The sequence below is a fragment of the Streptomyces sp. So13.3 genome (assembly GCF_005860785.2).
Lineage (GTDB): Bacteria > Actinomycetota > Actinomycetes > Streptomycetales > Streptomycetaceae > Actinacidiphila > Actinacidiphila fildesensis.
On the sequence record NZ_CP048835.1, the window covers coordinates 4,476,292 to 4,491,584 of the forward strand.

The following is a 15,293-nucleotide window of genomic DNA, read 5'->3' on the forward strand; positions in this document are numbered from 1 at the left end:
GCTCCTGCTACTTCTTCAAGTGGTCCAGCCAGGGGTGCTTCCGCGGAACGCACGCCTTCGGGTTGGTGTAGGCCGGGCACTTGCCGTCCAGCTTCGGCGTGATGTGCGCCAGCATCGACCGGTACGCGGGGTACAGCCCGGGCCCCGGCATGTACTTGTTGGCGATGGCGGAACCCGACATCCCGAACAGCAGCAGCAGACAGGCGAGCACCCCGGCGTGCAGCGGCAGACGGGCCCGGAGACCGCTCCTGGCGCCGCCGGCCGTGCCCGCGGGAGCGGACGAAGCAGCCGGTGTCAGCTTGGGGAGCTTGATCCGCTTGAGTCGCTGCACCCCGAGATAGATGGAGAATCCGCACAGCACGAGCAGGCAGTACATGATCTGCCACGACGTGCGCGGCCACAGCTGTACGGCGTTGTCCCGGTACATGTGCGAGGCGTACCACAGGCGCATCACCCAGGCGCTGGCCATGCAGGTGGCGGCGACGATGACCACGGACCGCCTGGCGCCCAGGATGAGCGAGACGCCGAGGCCGATCGCGAGCAGGATGGCGAAGAGCCCGACGCCGCCCAGCTCTCCCAGCGGCGGCCACTGGTCCGGCTTGCCGTTCTGCACCCAGAGCCAGATGGAGAAGTAGCCGGGGTCGGTGTCGGTGTCGACGTACATGTACCGGTCGACGTTGTCCGTCGACATCAGCAGGAGCTTGGAGAGGGTCCAGCCGGCCACGGCCAGGAAGACGAACGCGGTCGAGCCGAGCAGGATCAGCGCCCGCTTCGGGCCGGCCTTCCAGGGGAAGTACGCGAGCGTGAGCACGACCATGCCGGCCGCCGACCAGACGAACCATCCTGAATAGAGCAGGAAGTCCAGGCCGATCAGCAGCCCGAGCCCGGCTCCCACCGCGATCAGGCGCCTCGGTTCGGTGACCGGACTGCGCCGCAGTGCGCTCAGCAGCAGCGCCAGCGCCGGGATGAAGATGAAGAGCGACAGGTTGCCGTAGGGCTTGTACGGGTCGATCAGCGGGAGGGTGGGGACGACACCGATGATCAACGCCCACACCGGGCGCAGTATGGTCCGCCACATCAGATAGGCCAGCGGGCCGATGAGCGCGACGGTGACCAGCGAGAGCGTCTTGAGCGCGTAGCCGGTGTTGCCGTTGTAGAAGAGCTTGGCCCAGGCGGCGAGCAGGTAGATGTACAGCGGCGGGTACCCGGAATCGTCCGGGATGCCGTGCCCGGTGGCCACCGAGTGGGCGTACTTCTGGATGACCGAGGAGTCCGAGATCACACCGTTGATGGGCCACGGGGTGCCGTGCAGCGCCACCGCGACGCCGCCCGCGATCAGCCCGGTGAACAGGCCGGCGGTCGCCGCACAGGCCAGCCGTACCGCCCAGGTGTAGTGGACCGGCCGGCCGAAGCGCTGCACCAGCAGCACGGCGACGACGATCGCGATGGCGATGACCATGAACGGGAGCAGCATGGCGGCGAGGCCGCTGACCTGTCCCGGGCGCTTCATCGGGTTGACGTGGATGGTCGCGCTGTACAGCAGCAGCAGCGCGGCGGCGGTCATGGCCACACCCGCCTCGGCGAGCAGTCCCACCCACCGGCGCCCGCCGGGGGCCGCGGCTTGATCGCCCGGGTCCCTCCGGATCAGATTCCGCGGCCGCCAGTTCAACGTCGTCATCAATGCTCCCGTAACTTGTCGGCCACCCCCCTGGCGGTTGGTGGCCAACGGCTGCCGCACTCGCGTCGATCTAGATCGGGGTCGAGGATATCGGACAGCCTGTCCGCCCCCGCGTCGCCATCGGGCCGGGGACCCGGTCCCCGGCCCCACCTGCCAGGCGTTGGTCAGGCACTGCCGGCGCGGCCACCACCGATGGGCCCGAACGCGTGCCGGAGCATCGCGCGGGTACTTCCCTTCGGTCCGCGGCGGGCCGTGGCCGGCAGCAGGGTGACCGCGTGCAGCCGTGAGGACCAGTACCGGCGCGAGGCCTTCGCGGCACGGTTCCAGCCGTGGGCCGTCAGCCGGTCGGACGTCTCCAGGAAGAACCGCCGCGCCTCGTCGAAGCGGTCCCCCGAGAGGGCCTTCGCGGACGACTCGCTGACGGCATGCCTGCGGTACTGGAAGGCCACGGTGTCCGTGACGACCATGGAGGCCCCGTCGAGCAGCAGGTCGACGACGAGCGCCAGATCCTGGATCACCCCGAGGTCGGCCCGGAAGCGGAACTTGCGCATCGCTTCGGTCCGCCAGCAGATGGAGGGGAAGTAGAGCCAGTTGCCGCGCAGCAGGCTCACGGCCAGGTCCTCGCCGCTGAGCGTGAGGGGGCGCGCGCCCTTCGGCGCGTAGAGCCGGTCCTTGGTGGTGTCCGCCAGGGTCCTGGACGGCCGGCCCTCGCCGTCGATGACATCGACGCCGGGCTGCACCATGGTCGCCTTCGGCTCATGGTCCAGGGCGGCGCGGACGGTGCGCAGATAGTTGGGCAGCAGCAGGTCGTCGCAGCCCATGAGGACGGTGTGCTCGCCCTCCGACAGCTCCACGCACCGGTTGAAGTTCCCGGTCACCCCGAGGTTGTGCTCGTTGCGGAGATAGCGGACGCGGTCGTCGGCGAGGGCGGCGAACCACTCCGGTACGCCCGCCTCCTTGCCGTCGTCGACCACGGTGAGCCGCCAGTCGTCCCCGTCCTGGGCGAGCACGCTGCGGACGGCGTCCTGCATGACGGCGACATCGCCGTAGTACGGCATCAGGATGTGGAAGCGGAGTCCGGCGGAGCCGCCGCCGGACGGATCCTGGTCCGTCATGCCGAGACCATCGTGTGCGGGGCCTGGGACGGCACCCGCCGGATCAGCGCGAGCAGCAGGACCAGGCCCGCGCGGGCCAGGTAGACCATCGCGCGCAGCGGCGAGTGGCTCGGCTTGCCGGTGGTGCGCGGCCGCATCGCGACCGGGACCTGCCGGACGGTGTAGCCGCAGCGGATCGCGCCGACGGTGCTCTCCACCGTGTCGCCGAGGTACTCCACCGGGTACCAGCCGGCGAAGAACTCGATCAGGTCGCGGTTGCAGGCGCGGAAGCCGGAGGTGGCGTCGGTCAGCCGGGTGCCGGCCAGCTTGGACATGACGCCGGACAGCAGCCGCATCGCCCAGCGGCGCGGGCCGCGGGCCTGGTAGTCGCCCTCGCCGCCGAAGCGGGCGCCGACGACCAGGTCGGCGTTGTCGAGCTCGCGCAGCAGGGCCGGCACATAGCTCGGGTCGTGCTGGCCGTCGGCGTCGATCTGGATCGCGACGTCGTAGTTGTACTCCAGCGCGTAGCGGTAGCCCAGCCGCATGGCACCGCCGACGCCGAGGTTGTACGGCAGGCGGGCGACGATCGCGCCCTCCGCCGCGGCGACCTTGGCCGTGCGGTCGGTGGAACCGTCGTCCACGACGAGGATGTCCGCGTCGGGCAGTTCCTTGTTGATCTCACCCAGGGTCGTCGCCAGCCCGGCGTCCTCGTTCCACGCCGGCACGATCACCAGTACCCGTCGGCCATCGATCATGCCCGGGCCTCGCGATCATCCGTAGTGGTGGTGGCAGTGGTGCTGTCGGTGCCCGTGTCGCCGTCGATGACGGGTTTCACCGCGTTGGCCGGCATCGGGTCGGCGGTCTGCGCCAAGTGCGCCCGGATCAGGGCCACTTCCTCGGCCAGGGTGCGCGTCTCGGCTTCGAGACGGCTGGACTCCCAGCTCAGGTGCAGTGTGACGAGCAGCACAAGGACGAAGCCGGCGAAGAGCACCAGGCTCACGCCGGAGGCGACGCCGAGCTTGTTGGCGATCGAGTCGAGCCAGGTCGGGAAGAAACCGAGCGGAGCGATGATCAGGCCGATGAGCAGCCACAGGGCCGCATACTTCTCGCGCAGTTGCTGGCGACGCAACAGCTCGACGATGCATCCGAGCACCGCCAAGCCGGTCACCGAGGTAAGTACGGACAATTGCACGATTCAGCCGTCTTTCCGGTCGGAGTACGAGGCTGCCGCGTCATACCGGCGTCGGCTGACGTCCAGGGAATGACCGGCTACCGGGCAGAGGGCGAAGAAGACGTCCCGCCAACCCGCGACTGGGTGGCGACGTCACACACGCTGCCGGACACGGCGCTCATGGTACCCCTTGGCCACAAGAGCCGAAAGCCGGGTGGACGCCCACGCCCCAGGGTCTCCGGGCCGCTGGGGGAGCCGGTCCGGCGACTACCTGTCATATCCCCCGGGGTATTCTTGCCGCCACATGAAGTCGCCCACAGCACTCCTGCGCACGCTCCCTTCCGGAACCCTTCTCGTCGGGGCCGGGGTGGCGGCGAACGCCGGCGCCTCGTACATCTTCCTGGCCCTGGCCGGCCGGACGCTCGGCCATGACGACATGGCCCAGATCTCCGTCCTGTGGTCGGTGATCGCCTTCGCGGGCATCGGGCTGTTCTTCCCCGTCGAGCAGGAACTGACCCGGGTGGTGGCCGCGCGGACCGCCGCGGGACTGGGCGCCGGGCCCGCCATCCGGCGCGGGATACTCACCGCGACGGCGATGCTGGCCGTGGTCCTGGCGGCGCTCGCCGCGGCCTCCGGTCCGCTGGCGGACCTCCTCTTCAACGGCGACCGGGCGATGGTCGCGGTCCTGGGCGCGGCCTTCGTGGGCTGGGCCGCCCAGCACACCGCGCGCGGCATCCTCGCCGGGTACGGGAACTTCCGCTGGTACGCCGTCCAGCTGACCGCCGACGCGGTGCTGCGGGTGGGCGCCGCGATCACGCTGCTGGCCGTACACGGCTCCTTCCTCGCGTTCGGCCTGGCGATGGCGCTGGCCCCGCTGCCCGCCGTGCTCCTGTGCCTGCCCGCGATGCGCCGGGCGTCCCGGCCGGGACCGGCCGCCGGCGTGGGCGAGATCCACAACGGCTTCGGCGTCCTGGTCGTCTCCACCACGCTGATGCAGGCCGTGGCCAATGCTCCGGTCGTCACCGCCAAGCTCCTCGACCCGGACAACACCCCACTGGTCACCGCCCTGGTCTCGGCGCTGATCCTGGTGCGCGTGCCGCAGTTCCTGGTCAGCTCGATGCAGGCGTCCCTGCTGGTGGAGCTCACCGGCCGGCACACCGCCGGCGACAAGGCCGGCTTCCTGCGCACGCTGCGCGGCAACCTGCTGATGGTGTCGGCGCTCGGCGCCGGCTGGGCGGTCGTCTGCGCGGTGATCGGCCCGGCCCTGAACGAGACGGCCTTCCACGCACCGCCGGCCCTCAGCTCCCTGGACTTCGGTCTGTTGGGTCTCGGCGCGGTCGCCCACCTCGCGGCGATCGTGCTCAGCAGCGGCACCCTGGCCACCGGCGGCCACCGCATACTGTGCGTCGCCTGGACGATCGGGGCCCTCGCCCTGGGGACCGCACCCCTGCTGCCCGGCGGCACGGCGCTGCAGGTCGAACTCTCCTACGCGATCGCCGCCGGCGCCGCCGCCGTCGCTCTGCTGTTCGGGCTGCGCTCCGGACTGCGCCATTTCGACCAGCCGTTCGACGCGAAGACCCGGGCACTGGTCGGGGACGCCGAGGCCCTCGGAACCGTCAAACCCGGGTGACACAGACCACATTCAGGTGGTGAACAGCCGGCAAAGGCCCGGCGAAGTTCACAGTCTTGTCACAGCGACCCGACGATCAGACAGCATCGACAAAGTCGGTTGCCGGACGCATGTACGGTCGCTGGACCATGAATGTGCGCCGTATCATCCTTCTTATGTGCGCCCTCGGCGCCCTCATCGCGATAGCCGTCCCGGCCGTTCCCTACGTCCTGGACCACACCCGCGATGCCGTCGCCGCGTCCGTGCCCGAGTCGGCTACCGGTACCGCCCCGCACAAGGTCGCCGAAGTCGCCCCGCCGCCACGGCAGTCGACCGGCGACTTCTCCGTGTCCAAGGAGAACGCCCTGCCCGGCACCCGTGCCTGGGAGGTGCGGAACCCCGGTCCGCAGAACGCGATCGAGGGATACACCAATCACGTCAGCGTGACGTCCGGTCAGCCGTTCGACCTGTATGTGTCGACCACGGCCAGCAGCTTCGAAGTCCAGGCCTTCCGGATGGGCTACTACGGCGGCAAGCAGGGCCGGCTGGTCTGGTCCTCGAAGTCGGTACGCGGTCAGATACAGCCGCCGGCCAAGGTCGTGCCGGGCATATTCATGGCGACCGCCCCGTGGAAGCCGTCCATGAGCATCGGCACCAAGGGCTGGCCCGAGGGCGACTACCTGCTGAAGCTCACGTCCAGGAAGGGCAACGAGCGGAACGTCCCGATCACCGTCCGCTCGACCTCCACCGCGGGCAAGACGGTGTTCGTCAACGCGACCGCCACCTGGCAGGCCTACAACTCGTGGGGCGGGCACAACATCTACGCGGGCCCTCCCGGCCCGCGTTCCTACGCGGAGCGCTCCCGCAAGGTGAGCTTCGACCGGCCCTACGACCGCGGTGGCAGCGGCCAGTTCCTGTGGCACGAGCTGCCCATGCTGGTCACCGCCGAGAAGCTGGGCCTGCGGATGGCCTACGTCACCTCGTCGGAGCTCGACAACATGCCCGAACTGTTCAAGGGCGCGCGCTCGCTGATATTCCCCAGCCATGACGAGTACTGGTCCTCGGGGATGCGGGACACCGCGACCAAGGCCCGCGACACCGGCATCAACATGGCGTTCTTCGGTGCCAACAACGTCTACCGCCACGTCCGCTTCGAGGCCTCGGCCCTCGGCGACCAGCGCTTCGTGACGTGCTACAAGGACCCGTCCGAGGACCCGATGGTGCTCACCGACCCGAACGAGGCGACGCAGCAGTGGCGGCTGCCGCCGAACCCGCGTCCCGAGAGTGAACTGCTCGGCGTCCAGTACGAATGGCTCGGCGTGACCGCGCCGTACGTCGTCACGGACGCGGACAGCTGGGTCTACGCCGGCACCGGCGCGAAGAACGGGTCGAAGTACCCCGGTCTGGTCGCCGTCGAGTACGACAAGCTGTTCACCGGGCCCGAGGTGCCGCGCCCGATACAGGCCCTCTCCGACTCACCCGTCACGCTGGGCAAGAAGCACAGCTTCTCCAACTCCACCTACTACACGACGCCTTCCGGGGCGGGCGTGTTCTCCAGCGGCACCCTCGGCTGGACCTGCACGGTCAACAACGACCGGTGCTCCTACCGTGTGCCGCAGAGCTCGGTGAAGTTCGCCCGCAAGGTCAGCGAGAACATCCTGACGGCGTTCCAGGCGGGCCCCGCCGGCGCGAAGCACCCGGCGGTCGACAACTACAACACGTACGCCAGGCCGCCCGCCGGCTTCTCCTACGCGCACTGACCCGCCGCGGGCCCTCCGAAGGGTCCGCGCGGGTGCACCGAACACGAAAAGCCCGACCGCAGTGGCGGCCGGGCTTTCGTGCGTCGTACCCGGTGGGCGTGACCGGTGGTGCGGCTACGGCCGCGGTGCGAACGTTCCTGCCGCGACCGCCGCCTTGAGCTCGTCCCGCCAGTCGGCCATCGCCGGGAGCCCGGCGGCGGACCAGCGGTCGTGGCCCAGCACGCTGTAGGCCGGGCGCTGGGCCGGCCGGACGAACTTGTCGGCCGTGGTGGGGCGGATCCGGTCGGGGTCCAGCCCCGACAGCTCGAACGCGGCGCGGGCCAGCTCGTACCAGGTGGCCTGGCCGGAAGCCGTGCCGTGGTACGCGCCGGCCGGGGCGTCGCCCGCGAGCGCGGCGCGGCCCAGCTCGGTGAGCCGGACGGCCAGCGCGCGGGCCCAGGTGGGCTGGCCGAGCTGGTCGTCGACGACGTCGAGCGTCTCGTGGGTGGCCGCCAGCTTCAGCATGGTCGCGACGAAGTTGCGGCCGTGCGCGCCGTACAGCCAGGCGGTGCGGACGGTGTAGCCGCTGTCGGGCAGCAGCTCGGCGACCGCGAGCTCACCGGCGAGCTTGCCGCGGCCGTACGCGTTGACCGGCCCGGTCGGGTCGTCCTCGCGGTACGGCTCCTTGGCGTCGCCGGGGAAGACGTAGTCGGTGGAGACATGGATGAGCAGCGCGCCCGCGGCGGCGCAGGCCGCGGCCAGATGGCGCACCCCGTCGCCGTTGACGACGGTGGCGGCGGCCTCGTCGGCCTCCGCGCCGTCGACGTCCGTCCAGGCTGCCGCGTTGACCACGATCCGGTGACCGCGGACCGCCGCGAGCAGCGCCGCGGGGTCGGTCAGATCCAGGTCGGCCCGGGTGGCGGCGGTGACGGCGGCGGCCGGGTCGGCGGCAAGCGCCGCCACGACCTCCTGGCCGAGCATGCCGCCGGCGCCGGTCACCAGCCAGCGGGTGCTGCCGGCGGCCGGGTCGTCGTTCGTCACGGCATCGCTCATGAAAGCGCCGCCTTGGCCTTCAGCGGCTCCCACCAGGCCCGGTTGTCGCGGTACCAGGCGACGGTGTCGGCGAGGCCCTGGTCGAAGCCGATCTGCGGCTCGTAGCCCAGCTCGGCGCGGGACTTGCTGATGTCCAGGGAGTAGCGCAGGTCGTGGCCCTTGCGGTCCTCGACGTACTCGACCATGTCCCAGCCGGCGCCGCAGGCTTCCAGCAGCCGGCCGGCGAGCTCCTTGTTCGTCAACTCGGTGCCGCCGCCGATGTGATAGACCTCACCGGCCTTGCCGCCCTGCAGCGCGAGCGCGATGCCCCGGCAGTGGTCGGAGACGTGCAGCCAGTCACGGATGTTGCCGCCGTCGCCGTAGAGCGGGACCTTCTTGCCGTCCAGCAGGTTCGTCACGAACAGCGGGATCATCTTCTCGGGGAAGTGATGGTGCCCGTAGTTGTTGGAGCAGCGGGTGACCACCACGTCCATCCCGTGCGTGCGGTGGTAGGCGAGCGCGATCAGGTCGGAGCCCGCCTTCGCCGCGGCGTACGGGGAGTTGGGCGCGAGCGGCCAGTCCTCGGTCCACGAACCTTCACTGATCGAGCCGTACACCTCGTCCGTGGACACGTGCACGAAGCGGCCGATGCCCAGCTTGTGGGCGGCGTCCAGCAGGGTCTGGGTGCCGAGCACGTTCGTGGTGACGAACGCGGCCGCGCCGGTGATCGACCGGTCGACGTGCGACTCCGCGGCGAAGTGCACCACCGCGTCATGGCCGGGCAGGACGGAGGCGACGAAGTCCGCGTCGCAGATGTCGCCGTGCGCGAACCGGTAGCCGGGCAGGTGGGCGACCGGAGCGAGGTTCTCCGGGTTGCCGGCGTAGGTGAGTTTGTCCAGTACGGTGACGGAGGCGGTCTCGAGCCCCGGCATCTCCCCTGACAGGACTGCGCGGACGAACTGCGAGCCGATGAATCCGGCGCCACCGGTAACAAGAATGTTCATGAGTGCCAGAGTCCAGTCAGGCCCCTACTGGGGGGCGGCGTAAGATGGTTTGCTTCGCCGTAACTCTAGCCGTTCCCCGAGTGCAGGGGCGAAGCCGAGCAGTCTTCGGCCGCCTGCCGCCGGAGAAAGTAGAAACAACATGCGTGGTATCCTCCTCGCCGGCGGGACCGGGTCCCGGCTGTGGCCGATCACCAAAGCGGTCTCCAAACAGCTGATGCCGGTCTACGACAAGCCGATGGTCTATTACCCGCTGTCGACGCTCATGATGGCGGGAATTCGCGACATACTGCTCATCACCACCGAGCAGGACCAGGAGCAGTTCCGCCGGCTCCTCGGCGACGGCTCGCAATTCGGTATCAATATCGAATACCGCTCGCAGCCGAATCCCGGTGGAATCGCCCAGGCTTTCCAGATCGGTGCGGACTTCATCGGCGGTGAGCCGGTGGCGCTCATTCTCGGTGACAACATCTTCCACGGCGCGGGCCTCGGGCGGCAATTGCAGGACCACAGCTCCCCCGACGGCGGCGTGATCTTCGCCTACCAGGTGAAGGACCCCACCGCATACGGCGTCGTCGAGTTCGACGAGCACGGCAACGCGCTGTCGATCGAGGAGAAGCCGGAGCGGCCGAAGTCGCGCTTCGCCGTCCCGGGCCTCTACTTCTACGACAGCCAGGTCGTGGACATCACCAACAGCCTGAAGCCCAGCGCGCGCGGCGAACTGGAGATCACCGAGGTCAACGCGACCTACCTGCAGCAGGGCAAGCTCCGGGTCTCCGTACTGGACCGCGGCACCGCCTGGCTGGACACCGGCACCTTCGACTCCCTCGTCCAGGCCTCGGAGTACGTCCGGGTCATCGAGGAGCGGCAGGGGCTGAAGCTCGGCTGCGTCGAGGAGACCGCCTGGCGGATGGGGTTCATCGACTCCGAGCAGCTGCGCAAACTGGCCGAACCGCTGCTGAAGAGCGGCTACGGCGAATACCTCGTCAACACGCTCGCCCTCGAAGAGGACCTCCCGCGATGAACATCCGACCGCTGTCCTTCCACGGCGCCTGGGAGATCACCCCCCAGCAGCACGGCGACCCGCGCGGCCTGTTCCTGGAGTGGTACCGCTTCGACCGGCTGGAGGCCGAGGTCGGGCATCCGATGCGGCTCGCGCAGGCCAACATGTCGGTGTCGTCGAAGGACGTCGTGCGCGGCATCCACTTCGCCGACGTCCCGATGGGCCAGTCCAAGTACGTGACGTGCGTACGCGGCGCGGTGCTCGACGTGGTGGTCGACCTGCGGGTCGGCTCGCCGACCTTCGGCCAGTGGGAGGGCGTCCGGCTGGACGACGTGGACCGCAAGGCCCTCTACATCGCGGAGGGCATGGGCCACGGCTTCTGCGCCCTCAGCGACGACGCCACGCTCTCGTACCTCGTCTCGGACGTCTTCCGTCCCGACAAGGAGCACGGTGTGCACCCGCTCGACCCCGAGCTCGGCATCGACTGGCAGACCGGCGCGCCCCAGCTGTCCGCCCGGGACGCGGCCGCCCCCAGCTTCGCGGAGATGCGGGACGGCGGCCGGCTGCCGGACTTCGACGTCTGCCAGGCCCGCTACAAGGAGCTGGGCGCCGGCGCCTGACCGGACCGGACCGGTACGGCCCGCGGCACCGCACGTCAGGCGAAGACGACCGTGCGGTGCCCGTTGATCAGGACGCGGTGCTCGCTGTGCCACTTCACGGCGCGCGCCAGCGCCTGGCACTCGACGTCACGGCCGATCGCCACGAGCTGCTCGGGGGTGACCTCGTGCCCCACCCGCTCGACCTCCTGCTCGATGATCGGGCCCTCGTCGAGGGCCGCCGTCACGTAGTGCGCGGTCGCGCCGATCAGCTTCACCCCGCGCGCGTGCGCCTGGTGGTAGGGCTTGGCGCCCTTGAAGCTCGGCAGGAACGAGTGGTGGATGTTGATGATCCGGCCGGGCAGCCGCTTGCACAGGTCGTCGGAGATGACCTGCATGTAGCGGGCCAGCACCACCAGGTCCACGCGCTCCGCCTCGACCAGTTCCAGCAGCCGCGCCTCCGCCTGGTCCTTGGTGTCGGCGGTCACCGGGATGTGGTGGAACGGGATGCCGTAGGAGCCGGCGAGCTCCTCGAAGTCCGTGTGGTTGGAGACCACGGCCGCGATCTCGACGGGCAGCGCGCCGATCCGGGTGCGGAACAGCAGATCGTTCAGGCAGTGCCCGAACTTGCTGACCATGAGGACGACCCGCATCTTCTCGTCCGCCGCGTGCAGCTGCCAGTCCATCTGGAAGGCGCTGCCGATCGCCGCGAAGCTCGCGCGCAGTTTGTCCTGGTCCACCGGCGGCTCCGCCGTGAAGTGCACCCGCATGAAGAACAGCCCGGTGTCCTGGTCCCCGAACTGCTGGCTGTCCACGATGTTGCAGCCGGTCATGAAGAGGTAGCTCGACACGGCATGCACGATGCCCTGCTTGTCGGGACAGGACAGCGTCAGCACATATTGCGGTTCGTTCACCACGTCAGCCTCGCACACGCGGCCGCTCGCACGGCGCCGCCGTCCGTCAGGCGGTACGCGTGTAGATCGCCAGGACGTCGAGCGAGCGCGGCGGCGCGTCCACGTCGTCCCCGTCGGCCGTCGCGAGCTTGACGTGCGCCTCACGGGCGGCGCGGACCGCCTCCGGCCAGGCGTGGTGCTCCAGGTAGGTGCTGACCGGCGCGTCCGCGCCCACCTGGTGCAGGATCTTCAGCACCCGGAGCACCGCGACGTCGACGAGCGCGGCCTCCTGCGAGTCGCGGAAGATCGTCCCGACGTATTTCTCGGCGGACCAGTTGTCGAGCCAGGTGTCCTCGACGAGGCGGTAGACGGCGTCGGTGACGTCGCCGAAACCGGGCACCCCGGCGAGCCAGCACTCCTGCTGGAACACCGGGTCGCTGATCATGTGCAGCGCCGAGCGCACATTGCTGCGCCAGCGCCACCAAGGCATGTCATTGAGCGGCATGCCCCCCATCGTGGAGGAGCGGGTACCGCGGCGGGAAGTCTTCTCCGAAGTCTGCACGGTGACCGATCGTACGTTCCCTCGAATCCGCACCTGCAATTCACCTGAACGTGACGCTGCGTTCGCCCACGGTCACCCGCACGTTGAGGGCGGGACGGAAACGTCCATGTTCATGACTGAGCGGCGTTCGCGCAAGGCTGTCCTGTTGGCTGTATCGACGACCTGCGCGGCGCTGATCAGCGGCTGCGGTGCGATCCCGGGGAGCGCGGGGGGCTCCCCGGGACCCGTGGTCGTCATGACCTGGGCGCCGGACGGTACGAAATCGACCAACATGCCAGGAATGCCCGCCATGGCGCAGGCGTTCGCGGCGCACGTCAACGCCTCGGGCGGGCTGAACGGCCGCGACCTCAAGGTCCTCACCTGCAACGACCACAACGACACGGTCGAGGCCGCGAAGTGCGCGCAGCGGGCCCAGGAAGAGGGCGCGGTCGCCGTCATCGGCTCGTACAGCGAGCACGCCAACAGCTTCACCTCCATCCTGGAGTCGGCCGGGATCCCGTACATCGGGGGCTACGGGATAACCCAGGAGGAGTTCCAGAGCCCCATGTCCTATCCCGTCAACGGCGGCCTGCCGGCCCTGCTGACGGGCAGCGGGAAGCAACTGGCGGCCTCCTGCTCCAAGGTCAGCCTGGTGCGGCCGGACACCATCGTCGGCGACCAGTTCCCGCTGTTCCTCGACGCCGGTCTCAAGGCCGGCGGCCGGCCCGCCGCCAACGACCTGCCGACGGCCGACGACTCCACCGAGTACACCGGCGTCGCCCAGCGGGCGGTCGGCAACGCCCACTCCGGCACCTGTGTCTCGGCCGTGCTCGGCGACCGCACGGACACCTTCATCGACTCGCTCCGGCGGCTCGGCAACGAGCTGCCCGACGTGCGGCTCTCCTCGGTGATCGGCAGCATCCAGCAGTCGCTGATCGACAGCACCGGCGGGAGGAACAGCCCGCTGGAGAACGCGTTCGCCACCGGCTGGTACCCGCCGACCTCGGATCCCAAGTGGGACGCGATGAAGGAGGTCGTGAAGAAGTACGCCTTCGGTGACAACCGGATCGACGTCGCCGACCCCGGCGTCCAGACCACCTGGATCGCGTACTCGGTCTTCACCGAGGTCGTCCGGGCGATGGGCGAGGAGGAGGTCAACCCCATGACCCTCAAGCGCGCGCTGGACAAGGCGAACGCCATCTCGACCGGCGGCCTCACCCCGGACCTCGGCTGGCGCAACGAGAACATGCTCCCGGTGCCGGGCCACCCGCGGATGGTGAACGCGAAGGTCGTCTACCAGGTCGTCAAGGACGGCCGGCTGGTCGCCGCCCGCACCGGATTCGTCGACATGGCGGCGACGCTCGGCCGCCAGGTGAGCCAGAACGACTAGCAGCGGGCGCCCGGACCCCGGGCGCCCGCTCGGCTCAGAGCTGGGAGTACTCCCGCTCGGTCAGGTTGTGCTGCTTCGCGATCGCGTTCCAGAGCCGGACGGCCCGCTTCTTCTGCGCCGTAGCGCTGCCGCTCTCGCGGTCGCCCACCGACTTGACGGGGGTGCCCTTCGCGTGGCCGCCCTTGCAGGTCTTGCCGTCGCTGGCCGCCTGGTCCGCCCAGGACGCGTACGCGTTGTCGGCCGCGGCCGACGCCGCCCACGCCTTGTTCAGCGCCTCGGTCAGCTCCGCGTGCTGCGGCAGCTGGCCCACCTGCAGGGCCGCGAGGCGGGTGACGAGCGTGCCGCGCTGGCCGGCCGCCGCGCGCAGGTCGGTCGCCGCCTGGGGCAGGTTCTTGCAGGACTTGATCGACTCCACCGCGCTGACCACGGAGGACCGGCTGCTGCCGCTGTCCTTGAGGAGTGTGTCCAGGGACTTCGCCTGCTTCGTGACGGCGTCGTCGGCGGCTCCGCCCGGCTGCGCGGACGCTCCGGTCGACGAGGATGGTGGCTTGCTCGCCTTGGCCGCGTCCTTGCTGTCGTCGCCGCCCGCGCTGAGCGCGGCGCCCGCGGCCAGCCCGGCCAGGGCGCAGCCGACGACCACGATGCCGATCACCGCGGCCGGGGAGAGCCGGCGGCGCGATCCGCCACCGCCGCCACCGTTCGCACCATTTGCGTGGTTCGCACCGTTCGCTCCGTCGTACGGATCCGCATAGGCCTGAGCGGGCGCCGGAGCCGGCGGCGCTGCCTGGCCCCGGTAGGGCTGCTGACGGGCCGGCTCCGGCCTCGGCTGCTGCCGGGGGCCGTCCTGCCGGTACAGGTGGTCGTAGTCGCCCGAGGGGGCGGACTGCGGCTCGTCGTACGACTGGTCGTACGAGGGCCCCTGCGGCTGGTCGTACGACGGCTCGTCGAAGATCGAGAGCGACAGGTGCCGGGTGGCCTCCGCCTCGCTCTCGGCGGGGTACCCGGCGGGACCGGTCCCCGCCCCGAAGTGCTCGGGCGTGAACGGCTCGGGAGCGAACGGCTCGGCCTTGAACGGGTCCGGGGTGAACGGCTCCGGGGGCGGCGACGAACGCGGATACGGGGGCAGGAACTGGGTGGCGTCCGCCTCCGGCACCGGTGCGGCGGCCGCCTGCGGCGCCGGGGGCATCGCGGGCGGCATCGGCGGCATCGCGGGAGCAGGCGGGGTGGCCTGCGGATACGGCGGGAACATCATCGTCGCGTCCGCCCCCGCGCCGGCCTCGGGCGGCAGCGGCTGCGCGGCGCCCGGCGCCTGGTCCCACGGCTGGCCGCCGGCGGGCCGCACATGGTCGTCGTAATGCTGCGGCGGCTGCTCCGGTGGCAGCACCACACCCCTTCGGGGCTCGGGCGTTCCCGGGTTCTGCCGGTACTGATCGTCCGGCGTCTCGTCGCCGTGTCCGCTGTGCATCGCCGGAACTCCCGCCTTTACCCGTCGTCGGACCCGTCATCGGACTCGACGGCTCACGCTACCGGGTCAGCCTGAGAACCC

General features: G+C 70.2%; 14 protein-coding genes. 5 read left to right on the top strand and 9 right to left on the bottom strand.

What is annotated here, in order from left to right:
- Positions 1 to 7 precede the first annotated feature (7 nt).
- The 4 genes from C8250_RS20085 to C8250_RS20100 all read right to left on the bottom strand — a co-directional run bounded on the left by C8250_RS20085 (position 8) and on the right by C8250_RS20100 (position 3,940).
- Positions 8 to 1,678 (bottom strand): hypothetical protein, encoded by a 1,671-nt coding sequence (locus C8250_RS20085; RefSeq protein ID WP_138353546.1) that lies wholly within the window; start codon positions 1,676 to 1,678, stop codon positions 8 to 10.
- Between the two features lie 164 nt (positions 1,679 to 1,842).
- Entirely contained in the window at positions 1,843 to 2,793 is a 951-nt protein-coding gene (locus C8250_RS20090; RefSeq protein ID WP_138353545.1) for a glycosyltransferase family 2 protein, read from the bottom strand.
- Positions 2,790 to 3,527 (bottom strand): glycosyltransferase family 2 protein, encoded by a 738-nt coding sequence (locus C8250_RS20095; RefSeq protein ID WP_138353544.1) that lies wholly within the window; start codon positions 3,525 to 3,527, stop codon positions 2,790 to 2,792. Before C8250_RS20095 ends, C8250_RS20090 begins: the two co-directional genes overlap by 4 nt.
- Positions 3,524 to 3,940 carry a DUF2304 domain-containing protein gene (locus C8250_RS20100; protein WP_198357789.1) on the bottom strand — a complete coding sequence of 139 codons (417 nt, stop codon included), beginning with the start codon at positions 3,938 to 3,940 and terminating at the stop codon, positions 3,524 to 3,526. The genes C8250_RS20095 and C8250_RS20100 overlap by 4 nt, the downstream gene beginning before the upstream one ends.
- A gap of 307 nt (positions 3,941 to 4,247) precedes the next feature.
- Here C8250_RS20100 and C8250_RS20105 point away from each other — a divergent pair, with 307 nt between their 5' ends.
- Complete coding sequence (locus C8250_RS20105) at positions 4,248 to 5,573, top strand: hypothetical protein (protein ID WP_138353542.1); 1,326 nt, start codon at positions 4,248 to 4,250, stop codon at positions 5,571 to 5,573.
- A gap of 128 nt (positions 5,574 to 5,701) precedes the next feature.
- A complete protein-coding gene (locus C8250_RS20110; RefSeq protein ID WP_138353541.1) occupies positions 5,702 to 7,312 on the top strand; it encodes a N,N-dimethylformamidase beta subunit family domain-containing protein in 1,611 nt (536 codons plus the stop codon).
- Between the two features lie 114 nt (positions 7,313 to 7,426).
- On the opposite strand, the gene rfbD is transcribed toward C8250_RS20110, so the two are convergent.
- Complete coding sequence (gene rfbD / locus C8250_RS20115) at positions 7,427 to 8,344, bottom strand: dTDP-4-dehydrorhamnose reductase (RefSeq protein ID WP_138353540.1); 918 nt, start codon at positions 8,342 to 8,344, stop codon at positions 7,427 to 7,429.
- On the bottom strand, positions 8,341 to 9,327 hold the full coding sequence (rfbB, locus tag C8250_RS20120) for a dTDP-glucose 4,6-dehydratase (protein WP_138353539.1): 987 nt from the start codon (positions 9,325 to 9,327) through the stop codon (positions 8,341 to 8,343). Before rfbB ends, rfbD begins: the two co-directional genes overlap by 4 nt.
- A gap of 139 nt (positions 9,328 to 9,466) precedes the next feature.
- On the opposite strand from rfbB, the gene rfbA reads away from it, so the two are divergent.
- Positions 9,467 to 10,348 carry a glucose-1-phosphate thymidylyltransferase RfbA gene (gene rfbA, locus C8250_RS20125; protein WP_138353538.1) on the top strand — a complete coding sequence of 294 codons (882 nt, stop codon included), beginning with the start codon at positions 9,467 to 9,469 and terminating at the stop codon, positions 10,346 to 10,348.
- Positions 10,345 to 10,947 (top strand): dTDP-4-dehydrorhamnose 3,5-epimerase, encoded by a 603-nt coding sequence (gene rfbC, locus C8250_RS20130; protein WP_138353537.1) that lies wholly within the window; start codon positions 10,345 to 10,347, stop codon positions 10,945 to 10,947. Before rfbA ends, rfbC begins: the two co-directional genes overlap by 4 nt.
- Before the next feature lie 35 nt (positions 10,948 to 10,982).
- On the opposite strand, the gene purU is transcribed toward rfbC, so the two are convergent.
- Both purU and C8250_RS20140 read right to left on the bottom strand, forming a co-directional pair.
- On the bottom strand, positions 10,983 to 11,840 hold the full coding sequence (gene purU, locus C8250_RS20135) for a formyltetrahydrofolate deformylase (protein ID WP_244809215.1): 858 nt from the start codon (positions 11,838 to 11,840) through the stop codon (positions 10,983 to 10,985).
- A 43-nt stretch (positions 11,841 to 11,883) separates the two neighbouring features.
- Positions 11,884 to 12,330: a hypothetical protein gene (locus tag C8250_RS20140; protein WP_187145299.1), complete on the bottom strand. Its 447-nt coding sequence runs from the start codon at positions 12,328 to 12,330 to the stop codon at positions 11,884 to 11,886.
- A 193-nt stretch (positions 12,331 to 12,523) separates the two neighbouring features.
- Here C8250_RS20140 and C8250_RS20145 point away from each other — a divergent pair, with 193 nt between their 5' ends.
- A complete protein-coding gene (locus tag C8250_RS20145) occupies positions 12,524 to 13,747 on the top strand; it encodes an ABC transporter substrate-binding protein (protein ID WP_244809217.1) in 1,224 nt (407 codons plus the stop codon).
- A gap of 34 nt (positions 13,748 to 13,781) precedes the next feature.
- On the opposite strand, the gene C8250_RS20150 is transcribed toward C8250_RS20145, so the two are convergent.
- Entirely contained in the window at positions 13,782 to 15,212 is a 1,431-nt protein-coding gene (locus C8250_RS20150) for a hypothetical protein (RefSeq protein ID WP_138353533.1), read from the bottom strand.
- Positions 15,213 to 15,293: the final 81 nt, after the last annotated feature.

Bases quoted from the DNA above. Each gene is read 5' to 3' on its own strand.
- C8250_RS20105 (WP_138353542.1), top strand. From the start codon at position 4,248: ATGAAGTCGCCCACAGCACTCCTGCGCACGCTCCCTTCCGGAACCCTT.
- rfbD (WP_138353540.1), bottom strand. From the start codon at position 8,344: ATGAGCGATGCCGTGACGAACGACGACCCGGCCGCCGGCAGCACCCGC.
- C8250_RS20150 (WP_138353533.1), bottom strand. From the start codon at position 15,212: ATGCACAGCGGACACGGCGACGAGACGCCGGACGATCAGTACCGGCAG.
- rfbC (WP_138353537.1), top strand. From the start codon at position 10,345: ATGAACATCCGACCGCTGTCCTTCCACGGCGCCTGGGAGATCACCCCC.
- C8250_RS20090 (WP_138353545.1), bottom strand. From the start codon at position 2,793: ATGACGGACCAGGATCCGTCCGGCGGCGGCTCCGCCGGACTCCGCTTC.
- C8250_RS20110 (WP_138353541.1), top strand. From the start codon at position 5,702: ATGAATGTGCGCCGTATCATCCTTCTTATGTGCGCCCTCGGCGCCCTC.
- C8250_RS20085 (WP_138353546.1), bottom strand. From the start codon at position 1,678: ATGACGACGTTGAACTGGCGGCCGCGGAATCTGATCCGGAGGGACCCG.
- rfbA (WP_138353538.1), top strand. From the start codon at position 9,467: ATGCGTGGTATCCTCCTCGCCGGCGGGACCGGGTCCCGGCTGTGGCCG.
- C8250_RS20140 (WP_187145299.1), bottom strand. From the start codon at position 12,330: ATGGGGGGCATGCCGCTCAATGACATGCCTTGGTGGCGCTGGCGCAGC.
- C8250_RS20095 (WP_138353544.1), bottom strand. From the start codon at position 3,527: ATGATCGATGGCCGACGGGTACTGGTGATCGTGCCGGCGTGGAACGAG.
- rfbB (WP_138353539.1), bottom strand. From the start codon at position 9,327: ATGAACATTCTTGTTACCGGTGGCGCCGGATTCATCGGCTCGCAGTTC.